Below are 23,087 nucleotides of genomic sequence, written 5' to 3' on the forward strand. Positions count from 1 at the left end.
CGCAGGGCCCCTCGGCTCTGCGGGACATTGAAGGCACCAGCATCATGAGAACTTCCTTTTTGGCGGGCCTTCTGGTCCTTCTATCGAGCCTTGCTGCCCTGGCGCAGCAGGTCTCCCCCCAGACAAATTTGACGCAACCGGCAGCAATGCAGAGCCTCTTACAAGAGCAAAGCGCGCTGATCCTTAAAAGCTCACGCAAGACCATTGCCCCGGCGATTGCAGCGATCGCTGACAGCGGGCTGCCCCAGGCGCAGGCGGTGCTGCAGGCCTGGCAGGTCAAGGCCCTGTGGATGCGCAAGTCTGACGGGCTGTTCTTTCGCGGCGAAAAGCTGGAAAGCAAAAGCTATCGCCTGTTTGATTTTGATACCGGAGAGGCCATCGGGGATGCGGCCAAATCGGATCTGAAACAGATCAAACCCAACAGCGGCATTCGGGCCCTGATCGCCACCGCCTTGGTGCAGTTTCAGCTGTCGGACCCGGATCCTTCCCGCCGCCAGGAAGCATTGCTGGCCATTGAGCGCGCCCCCGCTGGCGCGCTGCTTGCGCCGCTGCGCGCCTCGATCCCCGGCGAGACAGATCCGGTTCTGAAAGCGCGAAAAACCCGCATTGAGCAGCTTTTGACCATTGCCTATGACACGGATGAGACCCGTCGCGTCGCCACTATTCAATCCCTGTCCGGGGATCTGGGGCTGGATGTGCGGGCGACGCTGAACCCGCTGGTTTCGACCCAGCTGCGCGCCTTTGCCGGGGATATCCCTGCGGGCTTGAATGTCGCGCGCCGGGTGGAACCGGGGCAGGACGCGCTGACACAGGATGCGGCCTACGACCTGTTGGTTGCGGCCAAACTGGCCCCGGCCCGTGTTTCAAGTGATGAGATCCGCACCACGCTGGCAGCCCATATCGAGGGCGGCCGGGTCGGCGGGGTGCCGTTGGCGCAGTTGAGCCAAGAGGACGCACGGACCCGTGCCTACGGGGCGCTGGTTGCAGCCAAACTGGCCCCGGCGCTGGTCAGTGCTGAACAAATCACCCAGAGCCTGAACGCGCATGTGTTTGCCGAAATCTACGATGAACCTGCGGCGGCTATTATCAGTGCAGCCAGCGAAGCGCTCAAAAGCATTTCCACCCAGGTGGCGATTGGTCAGACGGTGGACCTGACGCTGGATGCGCTGTCGCTGGCCTCGATCTATTTCCTCGCCGCCATTGGTCTGGCCATTACCTTTGGGGTGATGGGGGTGATCAATATGGCCCATGGGGAATTCATCATGATGGGCGCCTATACCGGCTATGTGGTGCAGCAGGTGATCCCCAACCATACGGTGTCGATCCTGGTGGCGGTGCCGCTGGCCTTTGCGGTGACCTTTGCCGCCGGGGTGGCGATGGAGCGGCTGGTTATTCGCTGGCTCTACAATCGCCCGCTAGAGACCCTGCTGGCCACCTTTGGCATCTCGATTGCGCTGCAGCAGCTGGCCAAGAATATCTTTGGCACCCAGGCGCGCCCGCTGACCGCGCCGGGCTGGCTGGATGGTGCCTGGATCATCAACGATGTGGTGTCGATCAGCTATATTCGCATCGCCATCTTCATGCTGGCCCTGATCTTTCTGGCAGTGTTCCTGTTCATCATGCGGCGCACCCGGCTGGGGCTGGAAACCCGTGCGGTGACGCAGAACCGGGCCATGGCCGGGTCCATGGGGATCAACCCGGAGCGGGTGAATATGCTCACCTTTGGGCTGGGGTCCGGCATTGCCGGCATCGCGGGCGTCGCCATCGGGCTGTTTGCCAAGGTCACCTCAGAGCTCGGCTCGGACTACATCGTGCAAAGCTTTATGACCGTGGTTGTTGGCGGCGTTGGCAACATCTGGGGCACCCTGGCAGGGGCCACCATGATTGGTTTCTTCCAAAAGGGCGTCGAGTGGCTGAACCCGTCAAACACCCTGGCCGCACAGACCTATATGATCGTCTTTATCATCGTCTTCATTCAATTTCGCCCACGAGGGATCATCGCCCTCAAAGGCCGGGCGGCGGGAGATTAAGCGATGTCCGACACTTTCTTCAAACGTAACCCCTCGACACTGGTGTTTCTGGCTGTGCTGGCCCTGTTCGTGCTGGGCGTGACCCTGTTGGCCGAAGGGGCAGGGGCCGGGGTGATCTCCACCAGCTTTGTCAAAACCCTGGGCAAGACGCTGTGTCTGGCCCTGGTGGCGGTGGCGATGGATCTGGTCTGGGGCTACACGGGTATCCTGTCGCTGGGCCATTTTGCCTTCTTTGGCCTGGGCGGCTACATGATCGGCATGTGGCTGATGTATGCCCGCACCCAAGCGATTGTTGTCTCGTCGCTGGCCGAGGCCCCGATCCCCGCCACCGAGAGCGAGGTTGTCGATGCCATTGGCAATCAGATCTTCGGCGTGGTGGGATCCAGCGAGTTCCCTCTGATCTGGATGTTTGCTGACAGTCTGCTGCTGCAGCTTGTGCTGGTGGTGGCGGTGCCGGGTGTGCTGGCGCTGGTCTTTGGCTGGCTGGCCTTCCGCTCGCGCGTCACCGGTGTGTATCTGTCGATCCTGACCCAGGCGATGACCCTGGGGCTGGCGCTGTATCTGTTTCAAAACGACAGCGGCTTGCGCGGCAACAATGGGCTGTCAGGCCTGCAAAACCTGCCGGGGCTGGATCATGTGCCACAGGCCACCATGTCGATCTGGTTTTTCTGGGCCTCGGCGGCGGCCCTGGCGTTGGGCTATCTGTTTGCCGCCTGGATTGTTTCGGGCAAGTTTGGCTCGGTGCTGCGTGGCATTCGCGACAACGAGGCGCGGGTGCGCTTTCTTGGTTACTCGGTTGAGGGCTACAAGCTGTTCATCTTTACCGTCACCGCCATTATCGCAGGTGTCGCCGGGGCGCTGTATTATCCGCAGGCGGGGATTATCAACCCGGCGGAAATTGCCCCTGTTGCCTCGATCTATCTGGCGGTCTGGGTGGCCATTGGTGGCCGAGGCCGGCTGTACGGTGCGGTGATCGGCGCCATATTTGTCAGCCTGGTGTCGTCCTGGTTTACCGGCGGTCAGGCGCCGGATGTGAATCTTGGCTTTTACACACTGAAATGGGTCGATTGGTGGCTCATTGTGCTGGGGCTCAGCTTTGTTCTGGTGACGCTGTTTGCGCCGCGCGGCATTGGTGGGCTGGTTGATTTGTGGAGCGAGCGGCGTCGACCCGACCGTCACGGTGCCGATCTGGGACCGGGCGCCGGCGCCCTGCGCGAAAAGGAGGCGAATGAATGAGCATGCTTCTGGAAGTCTCTGGTGTCTCCGTCAGCTTTGATGGGTTCAAGGCAATCAACAACCTGAGCTTTGCCATTGGCCAGGCAGAGATGCGGGCTATCATCGGTCCCAATGGGGCGGGCAAAACCACCTTCATGGATATCGTCACCGGCAAGACCAAACCAGACGAGGGCAGGGTGACCTGGGGCGAGCGCAATATCTCGCTTTTGGGGATGAGCGAGGCCCGCATTGCCCGCGAGGGCGTTGGGCGCAAGTTCCAGAAACCCACGGTGTTTGAGGACCAGACAGTGCTGGAAAATCTGCTGATGGCGCTGCGCTCCAACCGTAGCCCTTTTGCGGTGATGTTTTATCGTGCCACCGCTGCCGACCTGGCGCGGGTTGATGAGCTGGCCACTGAGATTGGCCTGTCAGAGGCGCTGGGGCGTAAATCCGGCGAGCTGAGCCACGGGCAGAAACAGTGGTTGGAAATTGGCATGTTGCTGGCGCAAGAGCCGCGCCTGTTGCTGGTGGATGAACCGGCCGCTGGCATGACCCCGGCTGAGCGCGAGCAAACCACTGCCATTCTGGTGGAGGCCGCCAAAACCCGCGCCGTGGTGGTGGTGGAACACGACATGGAGTTTGTGCGCAGGCTGGATTGCCGCGTCACGGTCTTGCACGAGGGGGCGGTTCTGGCGGAAGGCTCTTTGGATCACGTGACCGCAAACAGCCAGGTCATTGATGTATATTTGGGGCGCTGAGAAATGCTGACACTCGACGATTTCACCCTGCATTATGGTCACTCCCAAATCCTGCATGGGGTCTCGCTAGAGGCCAAGGCGGGTGCGGTGACCTGTGTGATGGGCACCAATGGGGTGGGCAAGACCAGCCTGATCCGGGCGATCTGTGGCCAGCATCAGCGCTCGGGCGGGCGCATGGTTCTGGATGGCGAAGAACTGCCACCGATGCCCGCGCATAAATTGGCGCAAAAGGGCGTCGCTGTGGTGCCGCAGGGGCGCGAGATCTTTCCGCAGCTCACGGTGCGCGAAAACATGGAAACCGGGTTTTCCTGTCTGCCCAAATCCGACCATCACATCCCGGATGAGCTGTTTGATTTGTTCCCGATCCTGAAGGATTTCATTGATCGGCGCGGTGGCGATTTGTCCGGTGGGCAACAGCAGCAACTGGCCATTGCACGGGCGCTGATCACCCGGCCCAAACTCTTGCTGCTGGATGAGCCAACCGAGGGCATTCAGCCCAATGTGATCCAGCAGATCGGCGAAGTGATCCGGCTGCTGCGCGATCGCGGCGACATGGCCATTGTACTGGTGGAGCAGTATTTTGATTTTGCCTATGAGCTGGCAGATCACATCGTGGTGCTGCGCCGGGGCGAGGTGATCTTTGACGGCGACAAGGCCAGCACCAGCCGCGAAGAGGTGCTGCCGAAAGTCTCAGTCTAGCGGTGGATCGGCCAGCGCAGACGCCGGGGGCAGGCAGGGGGCACATCGTCCTGATTGGAGTATAGCCTATTCAGAACAGCGCTTTGCATCGTTGCATGCAGGGCGCTGTTTGCTGTTTGGCGCCTGCGCGATATGCGCTCTATTCCGGATTTGCATGGGTGATTTGAAATTGGCATTGGCCCCTGTTGGGCGCCATGGCTTAGGTATCTCTCACTGTTTCAGGAGGCCAACCAAGGCGTCCGACATGGAGGGAAGAATGAACCAATTTATCCGCATCGCTGCGGCTGGTGTGATGTCGCTCGCCTTTGGCGCCGTGGCTCAGGCCGAAGTCACAGTCAAAGTCGCCTATGACGCCGATCCGGTGTCACTGGACCCACATGAGCAACTGTCCGGGGGCACGCTGCAGTTCTCGCATATGTCTTTTGACCCGCTGGTCCGCTGGACCCAGGACCTGCAGTTTGAGCCCCGCCTGGCAACCAGCTGGGAGCAGATCGACGAAAACACCACGCGGTTTCACCTGCGCGAAGGTGTAAAGTTCCACTCTGGCAACATGCTGACCGCAGCGGATGTCGACTGGACCTTTGACCGCCTGAAAGAAAGCCCCGACTTCAAGGGGATCTTCAGCCTGTTCACCGATGTGAAAGTGATCGACGATAATACCTTTGATCTGATCACCTCGGAGCCCTATCCGCTGGTGCTGCACACGGTGACCTATATCTTCCCGATGGACAGCAAGTTCTATTCGGGCACCACTGACGACGGCAAGGATCGCGCTGAGCTGGTCAAGCACGGCGACAGCTTCGCCTCGCGCAATGTCTCCGGCACCGGCCCCTTTGTGGTCACCTCGCGGGAGCAGGGCGTAAAGATGGTCTTTGACCGTTTTGAAGGCTACTGGGATACCGAAACCGCTGGCAACGTGGATCAGATCATCCTGACCCCGATCAAGGAAAGCCCCACCCGTGTGGCCGCCCTGTTGTCGGGCGATGTTGATTTCATCGCGCCGGTTCCGCCCACCGATCTGGCCCGTGTTGACGAAAACGAAGGCACCAATCTGATCACCATGCCCGGCACCCGGATCATCACCTTCCAGATGAACCAGGACCGTGTCGAAGCGCTGAAAGATGCCCGCGTCCGTAAGGCCATCGACTATGCCGTCAACAATGCTGGTATCGTCGATCGCATCATGCGTGGCTTTGGCACCGTTGGCGCCCAGGCAAGCCCCGCTGGCTATCTGGGTCACAATGCTGATCTGACCCCACGTTTTGACGTTGCCAAGGCCAAGGAACTGATGGCCGAAGCAGGCTATGCCGACGGGTTTGAGCTGACCATGATGGCGCCCAACAACCGCTATGTGAACGACGACAAGATCGCTCAGGCGGTTGCCTCGATGCTGGCAAAGATCAACATCAAGGTTGACCTGCAGACCATGCCAAAGGCCCAGTACTGGCCCGCCTTTGACGAGCGCGCAGCAGATATGATGATGATCGGCTGGCACTCGGATACCGAAGACTCGGCCAACTTCCACCAGTTCCTGAGCCATTGCTTCAATGAAGAAACCGGCAATGGGCAGTATAACTCGGGCAACTACTGCAACGAAGAAGCTGACATGCTGATGGCCAAGGCCAATTCGGAAACCGATTCTGAAAAACGCGCTGAGCTGCTGCAGCAGATGGAAACCATCCTCTATGACGAGGCCGCTTTCATCCCGCTGCACTGGCAGAACCTCGCTTGGGGTGCGCGCAAAGGTGTTCACGCTGAATCCATCGTGAACGCGCTGAACTTCCCTTACTTTGGTGACCTTGTCGTCGATTAAGGAACGTTCCAACTTTCAGCCGGGGCGGGTCACGGTGACCTGTTCCGGCTTCTTTCCAAGACAGATTGCCAAGGGTATGCTTCCTGACTGCACAGGGAGGCGAGGTTTGATGCCCTTTGCCATTTGTCTCAGGCCCTCTTCTTCGTTCCAGGCCGAACGACCCCACTACCAATTGCCCCAGGAAGGTGCCAAAGCATGTTTGCTTACCTTGTGAAACGCGTGTTCCAGGCCATCGCGGTGATGTTTGTCATCTCGCTGATCGGTTTTGCCATTCAGGATAACCTTGGTGATCCGCTGCGAGAGCTTGTCGGACAATCCGTCAGCGAAGAGGTTCGCCAGGAGCTGCGCGACGAGTTGGGGCTGAACGACAGTTTCCTCACCCAATATCTGCGCTTTGCCGGCAATGCGCTGCAGGGTGATCTGGGCACCAGTTATTTCTTCAAAGAGCCGGCGCTGGATGTGATCCTGAAAAAGCTGCCCGCCACCATGGAGCTGGTCCTGGGCGCCGCTGTCATCATCATCGGCCTGTCGATCCCGGTGGGCGTCTACACCGCCATCTATCCCAATACGATCATCAGCCGTCTGGTTATGGGGATTTCGATCATTGGTATTTCGATCCCGGTGTTTTTGACGGCGATCCTGATGATCTATGTGTTTTCAGTCGAATACGGCTGGTTTCCCTCTTATGGGCGCGGGGACGTGGTGCATGTCTTTGGCTCTTGGGACACCAATTTTGCCACGGTGGATGGCTGGATGCATATCCTGCTGCCCTCGATCGCGCTGGCCTCTATCATGTTGCCGCTGTTTGTCCGCCTGATCCGGGCCGAAATGATGGAAGTGCTGCAGAGCGAATATGTGAAATACGCCAAAGCCAAGGGCATCCGGCCCTGGCGGATCTATTTTGTGCACGCGCTGAAGAACACCTTGCTGCCGGTGATCACCGTCGGCGGGGTGCAGATCGGCACCATGGTGGCCTATACCATCCTGACCGAGACAGTGTTTCAGTGGCCGGGCATGGGCTTCATGTTCCTGGAGGCGGTGAACCGTGTCGATACCCCGCTGATCGTCGCCTATCTCATCGTTGTTGGCTTTATCTTTGTTGTCACCAATACAATCGTTGACCTGATCTACGGGCTGGTCAATCCCACCGTCAATCTTGCGAGGATGGGCGCATGAGCAGCCTGAATACCACCGTCGAACCATCGCGCTGGGCGCAGATCTGGAACTCCAACATCGGCTATAGCTTCCGGCGCAATCCGGTTGCCATGGTGTCGCTGGCCGTCTTTATGGTGATTGCGGTGATGTCGTTTTGCGCGCCGCTGATTGCGCCCTTTGATCCCTATGATCCGGGTCAGATTGACATCATGAACAGCGAATACCCCCCGGTTTGGGTGGATGGGGCTGATGCGCAGTTCATGCTGGGCACCGATGATCAGGGCCGCGATCTATGGTCGACCATCCTCTATGGTACGCGCCTGTCGCTGTTGATTGGCATCTGTGCGGTGGGGCTGCAGGCTTTTCTTGGTATCTCGATCGGGTTGATTGCCGGCTATGTGGGCGGGCGGATCGACAGCCTGCTGATGCGGTTGGCCGATATCCAGCTGTCGTTTTCCACCCTGATGGTGGCGATCATCTTTCTGGCGGTGACCCAGGCGATGTTTGGCTCTGAGACCTTCAACCAGTATGCGATCTATTTCCTGATTGCGGTGATTGGCGTGGCGGAGTGGCCGCAATATGCCCGTACCGTGCGGGCCACCGTTCTGGCCGAGAAGAAAAAGGAATATGTCGACAGCGCCCGGGTGCTGGGCTTTGGCCCGCTGCGCATCATGGTGCGCCATATCCTGCCCAACTCGCTGTCGCCGATCTTTGTGATCTCCACCGTGCAGGTGGCCAATGCGATCATTTCCGAGGCGTCCTTGTCCTTCCTGGGGCTGGGCATGCCGCCCAGCCAGCCGTCGCTGGGATCGCTGATCTCTTCCGGCTTTGACTATATCTTTTCGGGAAGCTGGTGGATCACCGCCATTCCCGGCATCGTGCTGGTGGTTCTGGTGCTGGTGATCAATCTGTTGGGCGACTGGCTACGGGATGCCCTGAACCCCAAACTGTATAAGGGATAAGCGCAATGTCCTTGCTTTCCGTGCGCGACCTGAGCGTTAAATTCGCCATGCGCGACAATACCGTAACCGCTCTCAATCAGATCAGTTTTGATCTGGCCAAGGGCGAACGCCTGGGCATCGTCGGTGAATCCGGCGCGGGCAAATCCATCACCGGTTTTGCCCTGATGAACCTGCTCAGCCGCCCTGGCTTTATTGACAGTGGCCAGATCCTGTTTCAGGGCGACGACATCGCCGAGATGTCCGAGGCCAAGATGCGCGGCATTCGCGGCAATCAGATGGCGATGATCTTTCAGGATCCGATGGTGACGCTGAACCCGGTGCTGACCATTGGCCAGCAGATGGTGGAAACCCTGATGGCGCACCGCAAGCTCAGCAAGGCGGAGGCGGAACAGATCGCCATCGTGAAGCTGCGGGAGGTCTATATCCCGTCGCCAGAGGAGCGTCTGGACCAATACCCGCACGAGCTGTCGGGGGGCATGCGCCAGCGGATCATCATCGCCATTGCCCTGCTGCTGGATCCGCAGCTGATCATCGCCGATGAGCCGACAACGGCGCTGGATGTGACCATTCAGGCCGACATCATGGAGCTGTTGCTGGAGCTGTGCGACTCCAACAAGGTAGGCCTGATCCTGATTACCCATGATCTGGGCGTGGTTAGCCAGATGACCGAACGCACCCTGGTGATGTATGCCGGGCGCATCATCGAAGCTGGCCGTACCCGCGAGATCATCAACGACCCACAGCACCCCTATACCCAGGGGCTGATCAACGCGCTGCCGCAGCAGACCAAACCCGGCCAACGGTTGAAACAGATCCCGGGCAATATGCCCTCGCTGACCTCAATCCCCAAGGGCTGCCCCTTTAGTCCGCGCTGCGAATATGTGCAGGATCACTGCCGCACCGAGGCGCCAAAGCCGGTGCAATACACCCATGTTCAGGTGGCCTGCCATGAGGTCAACCGGTTGCACAGCGACAAAGCTGAGGAGATGAACTGATGACGACGCCTCAGCCCCTGTTGAAGATCGACAACCTGGAAAAGCGCTTTGAGCTGGACCGTGGCTTTCTGGAAACCCTGAAATTCAAGGGCGGCAAGCTGGTTCAGGAAAAGCGCGAAGTCCATGCCGTCAACAATATCTCGCTGGAAGTCGCCGCCGGAGAGGCGCTCTGTGTGGTGGGGGAAAGCGGCTGTGGTAAATCCACCGTTGCCCGGTTGATTGCAGGCCTGCTGACGCCCAGCGGTGGTGAGATCCACTATGCGGGGGAACGCATTGATAATCGCTCGCGCCGGGCAATGATGCCGCTGCGCAAAAAGATGCAGATGATCTTTCAAAACCCCTATGCATCGCTGAACCCGCGCATGACCATCCAGCAGGCGCTGGAGGAACCCGTGCGCTATCACAATCCTGCCCTGTCCAGGGGCGAGGTGCGCGACAAGGTGGCGGAGGTGATGCGCTCGGTGGGTGTGGACCCCAGTTGGGCTGGGCGTTACCCCCATGAATTCTCTGGCGGGCAGCGCCAGCGGATCGCCATTGCGCGGGCTTTGACGGTGGATCCTGAATTCATTATCGCCGATGAACCCATTTCGGCGCTGGATGTGTCGATCCAGGCGCAGGTGCTGAACCTGATGCTCGAGGCCAAGGACCAGCGCGGCCTCACCTATCTGTTCATCACCCATGATCTGAGCGTGGTGCAGCACTTTGGCACCAAGGTTGCGGTGCTTTATCTGGGGTCGGTTTGCGAGCTGTCGGACACGGCGACGCTGTTTGAGAACCCCAAGCACCCCTATACCCGTGCTTTGCTTTCGGCGGTTCCGCAGTTAAAAGACGACCATCCCAACCACATCCGATTGCGTGGCGAAATTCCGACACCGATCAATCTGCCACAGGGATGCCCGTTTGAAAGTCGCTGTGCCCATGCCAATAGCCGGTGCCAGAATGAAAAACCTCGTCCCCAGCTGCAGCCAGACGGCGCCCTGGTGGCCTGCCATGCCGTCGAAGAAGACCGGCTGGACGGCTAGGGTCAAAACGGCGCAGAACGGAATGACACAGTGGACATAGCCTGGCTCAGAGACTTTGAGGCTTTGGTCGCGCAGAAGAATTTCTCGCGCGCGGCGGAAGAGCGCAATGTCAGCCAACCGGCCTTCTCTCGGCGCATTCGGGCGCTGGAGGAGGAGTTTGGCGTCAAACTGATCAATCGCCAAACCCTGCCGCTGTCGCTGACCCCGGCGGGGGAGGTGTTTCTCGCCCAGTCGCGGGTGATGCTGCGCACCTATGACGAGACGCTGGAGCGCTGCCAGATCATTGATGCGGCTGGCGAAAATGTCATCCGCTTCGCCACCTCCCAGTCGCTTTACATGACCCATTACAAAACCCACATCGCCCCGATGGTCGATGAGGGGGGCTTGGAGATTGATTTGAACTCCACCGGCTGGGCGGCGGATCAGTTTGTATCCGCCCTGCAGCAGCGCTATTGCGATGTGATCCTGACCTATTGGCACCCGTCCATGGATGCGCTGGCGCCACTGGCGCTGGGGAATTGTGACTATATCACCTTGACCAAAGACAGCTTTGTGCCGGTGTCCAAAACCGGGCCGGATGGGCCGCTGCACCATTTTGACGCCCCCCCCAAGAAACCAGTGTCGCTGTTGTCCTACGGCACGGTTTCGGCGCTGCGCTCGGTGGTGGAACACGCCCTGCGGCAAAATGCTGACGGCCCCAAGATGCTGGTGGTGAACCAAAGCGCGCTGGCCAATTCTGTCAAGGCGATGGTGCTCGAGGGCTTTGGCCTGGGGTGGCTGCCACGGGAGCTGTGCAAGGAAGAGCTGGCAGAGGGGCGGATGCAGATCGTTGGTGGCCCGCAACACTGCCACGCGCTGGAGATCCGGCTTTACCGGGACAAGGAGAACAGCAAACCGACGCTGAACCGCCTGTGGCGCGACATGCAGGCGCTTTCCCCTGATGCCGCAACCCTCCAAAATAGCCCCTGCCCAGATAGCCCCGACCCAGACGCTCCCGACGACCTAGGCACTCCCAACCCAGACACCCCCGACGCGGCGTCCTAGGCTATAGGCTGGGCGCCCGTGGGCTAGCGCGACGCGGTCTCGGCGATATAGGGCTGTAGGCTTTCCAAAAAGGTATCGACAAAGTCCAGCGACAGCAGCGACCTGCTGCCAGAGACAGGCCGCAAAATGGACAGCCAGTGAGAGATCTCTGGGTCAAAGGGTCTGGACTGGACGTTTTTTGATTTGAACTGATCGGCGTCCAGGGCGCTGACAACGGAAACCCCCTGACCTTCGGCCACCATCAGGCAAGCGGTTGAGAACTGGCGGACCTCGACCCAGGAATTCAACAAGACACCATGGTCGGCAAAGGCCTGCGACAGGCTGTTGAAAAACGGGCTGCCTTTGCGGGCGTGGATGATTTTTTCATCCGCCAGATCCATCGGCGAGATCTGCTCCAGCTTGGCCAGCCGGTGACCGCGTGGAAAAATACAGACCGTTTTGATCGCAATATCAATGTGCTCAACGGCTGGATGGCCCGTGAACCCATCTGTTATGCCACAGTCATATTGTTCGCCTATGATCCACTCAAGGATCCGCTCCGGGCGGTCCGGCTCAAGCGTGAGATTCACCCCCGGACGTTGCTGCAGAAACTTGGCGAGCAGTTTGGGAAGATGGGAGCTGGCAAAGCCCGGCAGGCAGGCGATCCGCAGATGCCCGGCCGTTCGATCCGTCAAGTCACGGTTGAGTTCTTCGAGATGGCGCAGACTGTCAAAGACCCGGCCAACTTCGGACAACAGATAGCGCGCTTCGCTGGTGGGAATCAGCATGCCGTCCTTGCGCTGGAACAGCTCGATCGCGACCGAGTTGGAAAAGTCTGACAACAGCCGACTGGTGGCGGGTTGTGAGATGCCCAAAGTTTTTGCAGCACGGGTGACCGACCCGGTCTGCGCAACGGCCTGAAAAGCCTCCAACTGCCTCAGCTTGAATTTCAATGGCTTAGCCTCAAATTTGCGGAATATCTGAGGCTATTCATAACATTGTGTTATGCCTGATGTCAAAAAACTTTCACTTGCATTATGCCTGTTTCTGCTCACTCTTTGGGCATCAGATGAACGGGGAGATCTCATATGTCTATCAAATCACTTCTTTGCACGTCGGCCATCCTGGCCTCGACCGCTGGTGTTGCCTTTGCTGAAACCGAGGTTCAGTGGTGGCACGCCATGGGCGGTGCCAATGGCGAACGCGTCAACAAAATTGCCGAAGATTTCAACGCCACGCAGAGCGACTACAAGGTCGTTCCTGTCTACAAGGGCAACTATACCGAAACCATGACTGCCGCGATTGCGGCCTTCCGTGCCAAAGAACACCCGCAGATCGTGCAGGTTTTTGAAGTCGGCACCGCCACGATGATGGCTGCCAAGGGCGCGATCTATCCTGTCGAGCAGCTGATGAAAGACGCCGGCGAGCCCTTTGATGGCGACGCCTTCCTGCCTGCGGTTGTGTCCTACTATGAGACCCCCGAAGGCGAGCTGCTGTCGATGCCTTTCAACAGCTCCACCCCGGTCATGTGGTACAACAAAGACGCGCTGGACGCGGCGGGTGCATCGGTTCCAGAAACCTGGGATGATGTGAAGGTTGCGGCGCAAAAACTGGTCGACAACGGCATGGAATGCGGTGTCTCCTTTGGCTGGCAGTCCTGGGTGATGATCGAGAACTTCTCGGCTTGGCACAACATGGAAATGGGTACCAAGGAAAACGGCTTTGCCGGTTTCGACACCGAGTTCAACTTCAACAACCCTGCGGTTGCTGCCCGTCTGGACGACATTGCCTCGATGACCGAAGGCAACCTGTTCAAATACGGTGGCCGTCGCGGCGACAGCCTGCCGATGTTCACCAATGGTGAATGCGGCATGTGGATGAACTCCTCTGCCTATTATGGCTCGATGAAAAGCCAGGCCGGTTTTGAATTTGGTCAGACCATGCTGCCGCTGGACACCAACCTGGCGGATGCACCGCAGAACTCTGTTATCGGTGGCGCAACCCTGTGGGTTCTGGCCGGTCACGAGGACGAAGAGTATAAAGGCACTGCCAAGTTCCTGACCTACCTGTCTTCGCCAGAAGTGCAGGCCTGGTGGCACCAGGAAACCGGCTATGTGCCGATCACCACAGCCGCCTATGAGCTGTCCAAAGAGCAGGGGTTCTATGAAGCCAACCCCGGCACCGACATCGCCATCAAACAGCTGAGCCTGAACACACCAACCCCGAACAGCCGCGGCCTGCGCTTTGGCAACTTTGTTCAGGTGCGTGACGTGATCAACGAAGAGCTGGAAGCCCTTTGGGCAGGCGACAAGTCTGCAACCGACGCGCTGAATGCAGCGGCCGAGCGTGGCAACACCCTGCTGCGCAAGTTCGAACGCTCCGCGAAATAAGCACTGCGTGATGATCTGAGCCATGCCGCCCCTCGGGCGGCATGGTCTCGTTTTGCGCGCCGCCGCAAGCGGCGCATCTCTACCGGGCACCACTCTCTACCGGGTACTACACGGGGCACTCCATGCTGAAACGCGTCCATTTTCCTTCTTCGCCACTGCCCTATCTGCTGGTGGCACCGCAGCTGGCGATTACGCTGGTTTTCTTTATCTGGCCCGCCAGCCAGGCGATGTATCAGTCGTTTCTCATCGAGGATGCCTTTGGCCTGGGGTCCGAATTTGTCTGGTTTGAGAACTTCCAGGCTCTTTGGGGGGACCAGCATTATCTGGATGCCTTTTGGCGGACGGCCATTTTCTCGCTCTTGGTGGCGGCGCTGTCCATGGGGGTGGCGCTGATCCTGGCAGGATTTGCCCAGCGGGTGGTGCGCGGCGCCATGATGTACCGCACCCTGCTGATCTGGCCCTATGCGGTTGCGCCGGTTCTGGCCGGGGCGCTGTGGGTGTTTATGTTCAACCCGACACTGGGGATTTTCCCCTATTTTCTGGACTTTTTCGGCATCGACTGGAACCACTACCTGAATGGCAATCAGGCCATGGCGCTGGTGGTCATGGCTGCCGCCTGGAAACAGGTGGCCTATAACTTTTTGTTCTATCTCGCCGCCATGCAATCGATCCCGAACAGTGTCATCGAGGCCGCCGCCATTGATGGCGCCGGGCCGGGGCGCAGGTTCTTTTCTATCATCCTGCCGCTGATCTCGCCCACCACGTTTTTCCTGCTGGTCATCAACATGGTCTACGCCTTCTTTGAAACCTTCGGCATCATCCATGCCGTGACCCAAGGCGGGCCTGGCTCCTCTACCACGATCCTTGTCTACAAGGTCTTCAACGATGGCTTTGTGGGTCTTGATCTCGGCGGTTCTGCGGCGCAGTCGGTGATCCTGATGGTGCTGGTCATTGCCATGACCGTTGTCCAATTCCGCTATGTTGAAAGAAAGGTGGAATACTGATGGTTGAAAATCGTCCACTTACCGCATTGCTCACCCATTTTGTGCTGGTGCTTGGCGTCATCGCCATTGCCTTGCCGATCTGGATCACCTTTGTCGCCGCCACCCATGATCAGTTCCGCATGAACCAGGTGCCGCTGCCCCTGTGGCCGGGAACGCATTTGTGGGACAATCTGAAACAGACGCTGTTTGGCTCTGGGCTGAGCGGCAGCGAAGGCGCGCCGGTCTGGCTGATGTTGTTCAACAGCCTGGCCATGGCGATGATGATTGCGCTGGGCAAGATCGCCATCTCGCTGCTTTCGGCCTTTGCCATCGTCTATTTCCGCTTTCCCTTCCGTATGACCTGTTTCTGGATGATCTTCATCACCCTGATGCTGCCGGTTGAGGTGCGGATCCTGCCCACCTTTGAGGTGGTGGCCAACCTTGGCATGCTGAACAGCTATTGGGGGCTGTCGATCCCGCTGATTGCCTCTGCGACGGCAACATTCATGTTCCGTCAGGTGTTCCTGACGGTGCCGGATGAGATGCTGGAAAGTGCGCGCATTGATGGGGCAGGGCCGATGCGGTTCTTCTGGGATATCCTGCTGCCGCTGTCGCGCACCAATATCGCGGCGCTGTTTGTGATCCTCTTCATCTTTGGCTGGAACCAGTACCTTTGGCCGCTGCTGATCACCACGGATACCTCGATGACCACCATCGTCATGTCGATCAAACAGATGCTGGAGGCGGCCGAGCAAAGCCCGCAATGGAATATCATCATGACGACCGCCCTTTTGGCGATGATCCCACCGATCTTTGTCGTCATCTCGATGCAAAAGCTCTTTGTGCAGGGCTTGACGGAAACCGATAAATAGGACGCCCCTCAATGGCTGAAATTAAACTGACCGACCTGACCAAATCCTATGGTCCCACCGAAGTGCTGCACCATGTTGAGGGCGAGATCAAAGATGGCGAATTCATCGTCATCGTTGGCCCCTCGGGCTGCGACAAATCCACCCTGCTGCGCATGGTGGCGGGGCTGGAGACTGTTACCTCTGGCGAGATCGCAATTGCGGGGCGTCGGGTGAATGAGCTGGAGCCATCAAAGCGCGATATCGCCATGGTGTTTCAGAACTACGCGCTTTATCCGCATATGAGCGTGCGTGAAAACATGGCTTACGGGCTGAAGATCCGCAAACTCTCCAAGGCTGAGATCAATCAGCGTGTTGAAGAGGCTGCCGATATTCTGGAAATCCGTCAGTATCTGGACCGCAAACCCCGGCAATTGTCCGGTGGCCAGCGTCAGCGGGTTGCCATGGGGCGGGCCATCGTGCGCGATCCGCAGGTGTTCCTGTTTGACGAACCCCTGTCGAACCTGGATGCCAAACTGCGGGTGCAGATGCGGCTGGAGATCCGCAAGCTGCAGCAGCGCCTGGGGGTGACCTCGATCTATGTGACCCATGATCAGGTTGAGGCCATGACCCTTGGCGATCGTCTGATGGTTCTGAACGGAGGCTATGTTGAGCAGTTCGGCACCCCGATTGAGCTGTATGACCGCCCGGCGTCGGTCTTTGTGGCCGGTTTCATTGGCAGTCCGGCGATGAACTTTATCCCCGTCACGGTAGCGGCCGACGGCATGGGGCTGCCAAATGGCGCCAAACTTGCGGCGCCGCAGCTGTCTGAGGCACAGGCGCAGGCGGGGTCGGTTTTGTTGGGCATTCGCCCCGAACATCTGGTGGCGGATGAAAACGGCCCCATTGCCATTGATGTGGATATGGTGGAACAACTGGGCGCCAACACACTGTTGCATGGCATGCTCAGCGGCACCACTCACGCCATGGTGGCCTCGGTTTCGGGGCATGTGTCTACCCAGGCCGGTGCGCAGCATCGGTTTTCTGCCGCACCAGAGCTGCTGCACCTGTTCGACGCCAAGACCGAAAAACGGCTGGAGGCGTGATGCAGTTCCCCCAGCTGGCGGCCTTTACCGGTGGCGATGGTCTGATCCGGGTGATCGGGCATCGCGGTGCGCGCGGTGTGATGCCGGAAAACACCATGGAGGGCTTTGCCTTTACCCTGAACTGTGGGGTGCGCCTGTTGGAATTCGACGTGGTGATGAGCCGCGACGGGGTGCCGGTGATCACCCATAATCACAGCCTGACGGGCTCGATCGTGCGGGACGGGGCCGGCAACTGGCTGCAGGGGGCAGAGCCCAGGGTGTCAGATCTGGATTGGGCCTATCTGGCCGAGATGGATGTGGGCGGGTTGGATGGTCGCAGCGAATACGGCCAGCGCTTTCCCGATCAGGCTTTTCTCTATGGCGCTCGCATTCCACGTCTCAGCGATCTCTGTGCCTTGATTGCCCAGCCGGGTTATCAGGATGTGCATCTGATGCTTGAGATCAAATCCGACCCTGAGACACTACAGGATGCCTCGGCCCGCGCCGCCGTTGTGGCGGCGGTGGTGGCGGACGTTCGCGCCCTGGGACTGACGCAGCGCACCTTGATGCACAGCTTTGACTGGGCGCTTTTGGCGGAATGTGCCCGCCAGGCGCCCGAAATGCCGACCTCTTTTCTCACGCAGATGCCGCAAAATGCAGCGGATATCGGCGAAGATCACGCCACCCCTGCGATTCCCGGTCTGACTGAGGCCGACGCCAGCCCGCCTGACCTGGTGGCACAGGCAGGTGGCGCGCTGTGGTGCCCCTATTACCTGGATGTGACCGCAGCGCAGGTCGCGCGGGCACATGCCCTGGGCCTGCGGGTTGCGGTCTGGACGGTGAATGAGATGGCAGATATCGACCGGATGATTGCTTTGGGCGTTGATGGCATTGTCACCGACTACCCAGGCCGGGTGCAGCGCAGGTTGCTGGCGCTGGACCATGTTTGGACGGAACAGGCGGCAATGGCCGTTTAGGCGCGGGTTCTTGCACAGGCTCTGGCACTGACACTGGCGCGCTGTATGGGGCCGGGTGCCTGGCCCTAGGATCTAAATCCCGCCTCGCAAAAGGCCAACAAGTGCGCGGTGAGATCCGCAGCCAGGTCCCCGGCTGCATCCTGCGGGGGGTCGCTGTCTGCGAGGCCTGCAATACGCCAGCGCGAGGTGCAAAGGGACAGCATTGCAGAGACCATAAAGACAAAATGGGTGCTGATCTTTTGCTGCGAGCTCTCGGGCAGGATTGCTGCAATCTCCGCCAGAAAGACCCTGACGGTTGGGTCAAAACAGATCTGCGCAATATGCTGCCAGCGCACATCCGACGAGACATGGGCGATCAGCCGACCATAGGCCGACCAGGCGGCGCCGCCGTTCAGGGTCTTGTCGATGAAAGGCGCAATAAAGCAGGTCAGAATCCGGCGCAGGGTGAGCGGACCTTCAGCCTTTGCCTGCGCCAGGGCATCTTGTCTGAGCCGGGCCAGTTCCTGCGCCCGCCGGGTGACCACAGTGGCAAACAGCGCCTCTTTGCTGCCGCCGTGATGATTGACCAGCGCCCCCTGCACATCGGCGGCGCGGGCGATGTCACGAATCGAAGCCCCTTCAAACCCACGCTCTGAAAACAGCTGCTCTGCGGCATCAAAAATGCGCTCACGAGTCGCCAAAGAGCGCTTGCTCGGCGCACGTTGTCGTTGATTTTCTTTCACTTTTTCGGTCATGGCAGAAATATCTTGCCCTATTTTTAACAGTCGTTCAATTTAAAAGAGCGCCTGATGGCGCACCAGGGAGGAAAAATGATGACGGCACAGACAAACGCGGCGCAAGAGAGCGTCGCGGCGGATAGGTTTGCACTGATTGGGGCGGGGCCCATGGGGCTGGCCATGGCAAAACTGTTGAAAGAACAGGGCATTCCCTTTCAGGGGTTCGAGCTGCATTCGGACGTGGGGGGGCTGTGGGACATCGATGCGCCGCAATCGACCATGTATGAAACCGCGCATTTGATTTCGTCCAAAAAGATGACTCAATTTCACGACTTTCCAATGGCCGAAGAGGTTGCCGAATACCCCTCGCACTGGGAAATGCGCCGCTATTTTTGCGATTTTGCCCGTCACTATGATCTCTACAAAGACTACGCTTTTAACTGTCAGGTGCTGTCCTGTGATCCCCTGGGGGGCAGCGGCGATGGCTGGCGCGTGACCTGGCGCGATGGCGAGGGGCAGGAGCACAGCGCGGTCTTTGCCGGTGTATTGATCGCCAATGGCACTCTGGCAGAGCCCAATCTACCCAGCTTCAAAGGTCACTTTGACGGCGAGCAGATCCATTCGGCCCAGTACCGCGACCCGCGCCAGTTTGCCGACAAGCGGGTGTTGATTGTCGGGGCGGGGAATTCCGGTTGCGACATTGCCGTGGATGCCATTCATCACGGGGTGAGCTGCGATATCTCGATGCGGCGCGGATACTATTTTGTGCCCAAATACGTCTTTGGCAAACCGGCGGATACCATGGGCGGTGCCATTCGCCTGCCGATGTGGCTAAAGCGCCGGGTCGATGGGATGATCCTGAAATGGTTTGTTGGCGACCCGCAAAAATACGGCTTTCCCAAACCGGATTATGCGCTCTATGAGAGCCACCCGGTGGTGAACTCGCTGATCCTGTTTCATGCGGGCCATGGCGACCTGACTGTGCGCCCGGATATCGACCATATCGACGGCAAAACGGTGCATTTTACCGATGGCTCACAGGCGGATTATGACATGATCCTGACCGCCACCGGCTATTTGCTGCACTACCCCTTTATCGACAAAGAGCTGCTGAACTGGCAAGGCGCGGCACCACATCTCTACCTCAATTGCATGCATCCCAAACGCGACGACCTGTTTGTGCTGGGCATGGTCGAGGCCTCGGGGCTGGGCTGGCAGGGGCGCCATGAACAGGCGGAAATGGTGGCGCGCTATATCAAGGGGCTGCGGGATGGCTCTGCGGGGGCGGCGCAGCTGAAACGGGAAAAATCCGCAGGGTTTGAGCGGGCAACCGGCGGTATGAACTACCTGAAACTGGCGCGTATGGCCTATTACGTGGACAAGGCAACCTACCGCAAGGCCGTTACCGGCTGGATCGCGGCCCTGACCGGGGGGCGGGCATGACCGATCTTGATACAGTTGTTCTGAACTTCAGCGGTGCCAGCTTGATGGTGATGAACGCCATTCTTGCCATCGTGATGTTTTCCATCGCGCTGGATCTCAAGCCCAGCGACTTTGCCCGACTGGCACGGGCTCCCAAACCTGTAGTGACCGGGTTGATTTCGCAGTTTATCGTGCTGCCCGCGCTGAGCTTTTTGCTGGTGCTTATAGTGGAGCCTCGGGCCTCTATTGCGCTGGGGCTGATCCTGGTTGCCGCCTGTCCGGGTGGCAATATCTCAAACTTCATCACCCATCGGGCCGGGGGTAACGCGGCGCTGTCGGTGTCGATGACCGCCTTTGCCACCGTTGGGGCGATCCTGATCACCCCGTTCAACATCGCCTTTTGGGGCCAGCTTTACGCGCCGACGCGAGAGATTTTGAACCGGGTCGCGATCGACCCGGTGCAGATTGCGGTAACGGTGTCGCTGATGTTGGTGCTGCCGCTGGTGCTGGGGATTTTTCTCAACAGTCGCCGCCCGGCATTGGCCGACCGGGTGCGGCGGCCAATGCAGAACCTGTCGATGCTGATCTTTCTGGCCTTTGTGGTGCTGGCGCTTGCGGCGAATTGGGCCTTCTTTCTGCAGTTTGCGCCTTTTGTGGGCGGGCTGGTGGTGCTGCATAACGCCATCGCGCTGGCTGCGGGCTATGGCACCGCTTCGCTGGCGGGGCTGAGCGACTATGATCGGCGCGCCATCACCATCGAGACCGGCATTCAGAACTCGGGCCTGGGGCTGGTGCTGATCTTTGGCTTTTTTAACGGTCTGGGCGGCATGGCCGTGGTGGCGGCACTTTGGGGGATTTGGCACGCGGTGTCCGGTCTCTGCCTGGCCCAAATCATGTCCCGGCGGGAGGCAAGACGATGACAAAGGTTCTGATCACTGGTGCTGCAGGGGATGTTGGCTCAGCCCTGCTGCACGCGTTGGCGCAGGACGCGGGCAGCCCCTATGAGGTGGTGGCGACGGATATACGGTCGCCGGCAGTTCTGCCTGCGGGGATCCGGTTTGTGCCACTTGACGTGCGCGGCGATGATCCTGATCGGCTGATCGGGCAAGAGCGCCCGGATGTGGTGATCCATCTGGCCTCCATTGTTGCGCCAACGACGCGTGATTTTGCCCACGCGGTGGATGTTGTTGGCTCGCGCAATGTGCTTGCGGCCTGTGTGAGCCACGGGGTCAAACGTCTGGTGGTGACCTCTTCCGGGGCGGCCTATGGCTATCATGCGGACAATGCGCAGCCACTGACTGAGAGCGATCCCGTCCGGGGCAACCGCGAGTTCGCCTATTCGGACCATAAGCGCCAGGTCGAAGAAATGCTGGCGACAGCCCGCGCCGATACCCCTGCGTTGGAGCAGGTGGTGCTGCGGGTTGGGACCGTGCTGGGGGCGGGGCTGGAGAACCAAATCACCGCGCTGTTTCACAAACCACGCCTGTTGGCCATTGCGGGCTGTGACAGCCCCTTTGTCTTTATCTGGACCCGCGATCTGGCACGGATTCTGAAACGGGCAGTGGCAGAGGGGCCGCCGGGAATTTTCAACGTGGCCGGTGACGGGGCGCTGGGGGTTTCGGATCTGGCGCGGGCGATGAATAAACCAGTGCTGCGCCTGCCGGCCTGGGGGCTTAAGGTGGCGCTGGCCATCGCTCATCCTTTGAAACTGTCGCGCTATGGTCCGGCTCAGGTGCGGTTCCTGCAATATCGTCCGGTGCTGGATAACAGCGCCCTGAAGACGCGGTTTGGCTATGTGCCTGACCTTACCAGCGCCGAGGTTTTTTCGCTTTGGCAAAAGGCGGCGGGGCTGTGATGACAAACGGGAACCACAACAAAACGGCTATTATCACCGGCGGAGCAGGGGGGCTGGGCCTGGCCCTGGATGCGGGGTTGCGCCAGGCGGGCTGGTCTACAGTCTTGATCGACTTGCCGGGACCTGCGCTTGCGGCTCTGCCTGCAGTGAAGGGGCGGCAAGTCATTGGCTGTGATCTGACGGATGCCGCCGCCATGGGCACGCTGTGTGAGCAGATCCGTGACGATCAGGGCTCAATTGATCTGGTGGTCTATAATGCGGGCATCACCTGGATTGGCGCCTGCGCCGATCTGAGCCCAGAGGCGCATCGAAAGGTTTTTGATATCAATTACTTTGCGGCAACGGAAATGGCCCAGGCCCTGCTCGGGGACCTGCGCCGGGCCAAGGGCACCCATCTGGCGATCTCATCGGTTGCCGGGTTTAGCCCGCTGTTGCACCGCACCGCCTATGCCGCCAGCAAACACGCGCTGGAGGGGTTCTTCAAATCCCTGCGATCTGAGGAAAAGCAATACGGGGTCCGGGTGGCGATTGCCGCGCCCAGTTTTGTGGCGACCAATATTGGCCGATCCGAGGCCAAAACCAATGGCATTGCCCGCCCAGGGGCGGCGGTGGACGGGGTGGATTACATGACCCCCGAAGAGGCTGCGGCAGAGATCCTTAAGGGGCTGAAGCGGGGCAAAAGCGTCATTCCCGTGGGGCGGGTGGCGCGATTGTCCTGGATCATCAACCGAGTGTCGCCGGGACTTTTTGAATGGCTGATGCAGCGAAAGATCGGCGCAGGTCTTGCAAAGGAACAGTAGATCAACTGGCGCAATGATGACCATCCCGGCCCAGTTGTTAACCAAAGTTAACGCAAAACGCGGGTTTAGGAACGGATCTTTTGATCTTTCATGGTACGGCGAATAGGAGACTTTTATTCAATCGATTTCGTCGTCCTGCGGCATTGCATCGTTAAATTTGGGGGGCTGTGGTACATTTGGAGGACAATTGTGCGCTGGCCCGTCATGCTGCGCTTGGGTTTCTGGCCTGCCTGCACGCCCATGCGGCGGCGCCTTTGAACCCAAACTATACCACCGAAGAATTTCTTTTTATCTCAAGGATCTAAAGCCGTGGTTGGGCTGGTGGGAGAGGGCGCCTGC

Annotated in this window: 21 protein-coding genes; 19 read left to right on the forward strand and 2 right to left on the reverse strand. The window is 59.2% G+C overall.

Annotation, left to right across the window (positions count from 1 at the left end; genetic code table 11):
• Positions 1-44 precede the first annotated feature (44 nt).
• The 10 genes from urtB to N1037_07695 all read left to right on the forward strand — a co-directional run bounded on the left by urtB (position 45) and on the right by N1037_07695 (position 11,693).
• A complete protein-coding gene (gene urtB, locus N1037_07650; GenBank protein UWS80874.1) occupies positions 45-2,030 on the forward strand; it encodes an urea ABC transporter permease subunit UrtB in 1,986 nt (661 codons plus the stop codon).
• A 3-nt stretch (positions 2,031-2,033) separates the two neighbouring features.
• Positions 2,034-3,266 carry an urea ABC transporter permease subunit UrtC gene (urtC, locus tag N1037_07655; protein ID UWS80875.1) on the forward strand — a complete coding sequence of 411 codons (1,233 nt, stop codon included), beginning with the start codon at positions 2,034-2,036 and terminating at the stop codon, positions 3,264-3,266.
• The gene (gene urtD / locus N1037_07660) at positions 3,263-4,003 is read left to right on the forward strand and encodes an urea ABC transporter ATP-binding protein UrtD (protein ID UWS80876.1); all 741 of its coding nucleotides are present in this window, start codon (positions 3,263-3,265) and stop codon (positions 4,001-4,003) included. Before urtC ends, urtD begins: the two co-directional genes overlap by 4 nt.
• 3 nt (positions 4,004-4,006) lie before the next feature.
• Positions 4,007-4,702 (forward strand): urea ABC transporter ATP-binding subunit UrtE, encoded by a 696-nt coding sequence (gene urtE, locus N1037_07665; protein ID UWS80877.1) that lies wholly within the window; start codon positions 4,007-4,009, stop codon positions 4,700-4,702.
• A 256-nt stretch (positions 4,703-4,958) separates the two neighbouring features.
• Positions 4,959-6,515, forward strand: a complete 1,557-nt coding sequence (locus N1037_07670) for an ABC transporter substrate-binding protein (GenBank protein UWS80878.1) — start codon at positions 4,959-4,961, stop codon at positions 6,513-6,515.
• Positions 6,516-6,710: 195 nt separating this feature from the next.
• Entirely contained in the window at positions 6,711-7,691 is a 981-nt protein-coding gene (locus N1037_07675; protein UWS80879.1) for an ABC transporter permease, read from the forward strand.
• Positions 7,688-8,632 carry an ABC transporter permease gene (locus tag N1037_07680; protein ID UWS80880.1) on the forward strand — a complete coding sequence of 315 codons (945 nt, stop codon included), beginning with the start codon at positions 7,688-7,690 and terminating at the stop codon, positions 8,630-8,632. Before N1037_07675 ends, N1037_07680 begins: the two co-directional genes overlap by 4 nt.
• A gap of 5 nt (positions 8,633-8,637) precedes the next feature.
• Positions 8,638-9,627 carry an ABC transporter ATP-binding protein gene (locus tag N1037_07685; GenBank protein UWS80881.1) on the forward strand — a complete coding sequence of 330 codons (990 nt, stop codon included), beginning with the start codon at positions 8,638-8,640 and terminating at the stop codon, positions 9,625-9,627.
• Positions 9,627-10,649 carry an ATP-binding cassette domain-containing protein gene (locus N1037_07690; protein UWS80882.1) on the forward strand — a complete coding sequence of 341 codons (1,023 nt, stop codon included), beginning with the start codon at positions 9,627-9,629 and terminating at the stop codon, positions 10,647-10,649. Before N1037_07685 ends, N1037_07690 begins: the two co-directional genes overlap by 1 nt.
• 30 nt (positions 10,650-10,679) lie before the next feature.
• Positions 10,680-11,693 (forward strand): LysR family transcriptional regulator, encoded by a 1,014-nt coding sequence (locus N1037_07695; GenBank protein ID UWS80883.1) that lies wholly within the window; start codon positions 10,680-10,682, stop codon positions 11,691-11,693.
• A 23-nt stretch (positions 11,694-11,716) separates the two neighbouring features.
• Here N1037_07695 and N1037_07700 read toward each other — a convergent pair whose 3' ends face one another.
• Positions 11,717-12,625 (reverse strand): LysR substrate-binding domain-containing protein, encoded by a 909-nt coding sequence (locus N1037_07700; GenBank protein UWS80884.1) that lies wholly within the window; start codon positions 12,623-12,625, stop codon positions 11,717-11,719.
• Positions 12,626-12,760: 135 nt separating this feature from the next.
• On the opposite strand from N1037_07700, the gene ugpB reads away from it, so the two are divergent.
• The 5 genes from ugpB to N1037_07725 all read left to right on the forward strand — a co-directional run bounded on the left by ugpB (position 12,761) and on the right by N1037_07725 (position 17,955).
• The gene (ugpB, locus tag N1037_07705; protein UWS80885.1) at positions 12,761-14,062 is read left to right on the forward strand and encodes a sn-glycerol-3-phosphate ABC transporter substrate-binding protein UgpB; all 1,302 of its coding nucleotides are present in this window, start codon (positions 12,761-12,763) and stop codon (positions 14,060-14,062) included.
• Between the two features lie 122 nt (positions 14,063-14,184).
• Entirely contained in the window at positions 14,185-15,066 is an 882-nt protein-coding gene (gene ugpA, locus N1037_07710) for a sn-glycerol-3-phosphate ABC transporter permease UgpA (GenBank protein UWS80886.1), read from the forward strand.
• Positions 15,066-15,917, forward strand: a complete 852-nt coding sequence (ugpE, locus tag N1037_07715; protein UWS80887.1) for a sn-glycerol-3-phosphate ABC transporter permease UgpE — start codon at positions 15,066-15,068, stop codon at positions 15,915-15,917. The genes ugpA and ugpE overlap by 1 nt, the downstream gene beginning before the upstream one ends.
• Positions 15,918-15,928: 11 nt before the next feature.
• Positions 15,929-16,999, forward strand: coding sequence for a sn-glycerol-3-phosphate import ATP-binding protein UgpC (locus N1037_07720; GenBank protein ID UWS80888.1), 1,071 nt, complete (start codon positions 15,929-15,931; stop codon positions 16,997-16,999).
• Positions 16,999-17,955 (forward strand): glycerophosphodiester phosphodiesterase family protein, encoded by a 957-nt coding sequence (locus N1037_07725; GenBank protein ID UWS80889.1) that lies wholly within the window; start codon positions 16,999-17,001, stop codon positions 17,953-17,955. Before N1037_07720 ends, N1037_07725 begins: the two co-directional genes overlap by 1 nt.
• A 65-nt stretch (positions 17,956-18,020) precedes the next feature.
• Here the strand turns inward: N1037_07725 and N1037_07730 are convergent, their stop codons facing one another.
• Positions 18,021-18,689, reverse strand: a complete 669-nt coding sequence (locus tag N1037_07730) for a TetR family transcriptional regulator (GenBank protein ID UWS80890.1) — start codon at positions 18,687-18,689, stop codon at positions 18,021-18,023.
• Between the two features lie 78 nt (positions 18,690-18,767).
• Here N1037_07730 and N1037_07735 point away from each other — a divergent pair, with 78 nt between their 5' ends.
• Genes N1037_07735 through N1037_07750 form a run of 4 tightly spaced genes read left to right on the forward strand, consistent with a single transcriptional unit; the run spans position 18,768 to position 22,748 of the window.
• Positions 18,768-20,114, forward strand: coding sequence for an NAD(P)-binding domain-containing protein (locus N1037_07735; protein ID UWS80891.1), 1,347 nt, complete (start codon positions 18,768-18,770; stop codon positions 20,112-20,114).
• The gene (locus tag N1037_07740; protein ID UWS80892.1) at positions 20,111-21,013 is read left to right on the forward strand and encodes a bile acid:sodium symporter family protein; all 903 of its coding nucleotides are present in this window, start codon (positions 20,111-20,113) and stop codon (positions 21,011-21,013) included. The genes N1037_07735 and N1037_07740 overlap by 4 nt, the downstream gene beginning before the upstream one ends.
• Positions 21,010-21,948, forward strand: coding sequence for an SDR family oxidoreductase (locus N1037_07745; GenBank protein ID UWS80893.1), 939 nt, complete (start codon positions 21,010-21,012; stop codon positions 21,946-21,948). Before N1037_07740 ends, N1037_07745 begins: the two co-directional genes overlap by 4 nt.
• Complete coding sequence (locus tag N1037_07750; protein ID UWS80894.1) at positions 21,948-22,748, forward strand: SDR family NAD(P)-dependent oxidoreductase; 801 nt, start codon at positions 21,948-21,950, stop codon at positions 22,746-22,748. Before N1037_07745 ends, N1037_07750 begins: the two co-directional genes overlap by 1 nt.
• Positions 22,749-23,087: the final 339 nt, after the last annotated feature.

The sequence above is a fragment of the Phaeobacter sp. G2 genome (assembly GCA_025163595.1).
Lineage (GTDB): Bacteria > Pseudomonadota > Alphaproteobacteria > Rhodobacterales > Rhodobacteraceae > Pseudophaeobacter.

Coding starts and splice junctions, on each gene's coding strand:
- ugpB (UWS80885.1), top strand. CDS start 12,761: ATGTCTATCAAATCACTTCTTTGCACGTCGGCCATCCTGGCCTCGACC.
- urtC (UWS80875.1), top strand. CDS start 2,034: ATGTCCGACACTTTCTTCAAACGTAACCCCTCGACACTGGTGTTTCTG.
- urtB (UWS80874.1), top strand. CDS start 45: ATGAGAACTTCCTTTTTGGCGGGCCTTCTGGTCCTTCTATCGAGCCTT.
- N1037_07735 (UWS80891.1), top strand. CDS start 18,768: ATGACGGCACAGACAAACGCGGCGCAAGAGAGCGTCGCGGCGGATAGG.
- urtD (UWS80876.1), top strand. CDS start 3,263: ATGAGCATGCTTCTGGAAGTCTCTGGTGTCTCCGTCAGCTTTGATGGG.
- N1037_07685 (UWS80881.1), top strand. CDS start 8,638: ATGTCCTTGCTTTCCGTGCGCGACCTGAGCGTTAAATTCGCCATGCGC.
- N1037_07675 (UWS80879.1), top strand. CDS start 6,711: ATGTTTGCTTACCTTGTGAAACGCGTGTTCCAGGCCATCGCGGTGATG.
- N1037_07750 (UWS80894.1), top strand. CDS start 21,948: ATGACAAACGGGAACCACAACAAAACGGCTATTATCACCGGCGGAGCA.
- ugpE (UWS80887.1), top strand. CDS start 15,066: ATGGTTGAAAATCGTCCACTTACCGCATTGCTCACCCATTTTGTGCTG.
- N1037_07670 (UWS80878.1), top strand. CDS start 4,959: ATGAACCAATTTATCCGCATCGCTGCGGCTGGTGTGATGTCGCTCGCC.
- N1037_07730 (UWS80890.1), bottom strand. CDS start 18,689: ATGACCGAAAAAGTGAAAGAAAATCAACGACAACGTGCGCCGAGCAAG.
- ugpA (UWS80886.1), top strand. CDS start 14,185: ATGCTGAAACGCGTCCATTTTCCTTCTTCGCCACTGCCCTATCTGCTG.
- N1037_07680 (UWS80880.1), top strand. CDS start 7,688: ATGAGCAGCCTGAATACCACCGTCGAACCATCGCGCTGGGCGCAGATC.
- N1037_07740 (UWS80892.1), top strand. CDS start 20,111: ATGACCGATCTTGATACAGTTGTTCTGAACTTCAGCGGTGCCAGCTTG.
- N1037_07725 (UWS80889.1), top strand. CDS start 16,999: ATGCAGTTCCCCCAGCTGGCGGCCTTTACCGGTGGCGATGGTCTGATC.
- N1037_07720 (UWS80888.1), top strand. CDS start 15,929: ATGGCTGAAATTAAACTGACCGACCTGACCAAATCCTATGGTCCCACC.
- N1037_07745 (UWS80893.1), top strand. CDS start 21,010: ATGACAAAGGTTCTGATCACTGGTGCTGCAGGGGATGTTGGCTCAGCC.
- urtE (UWS80877.1), top strand. CDS start 4,007: ATGCTGACACTCGACGATTTCACCCTGCATTATGGTCACTCCCAAATC.
- N1037_07690 (UWS80882.1), top strand. CDS start 9,627: ATGACGACGCCTCAGCCCCTGTTGAAGATCGACAACCTGGAAAAGCGC.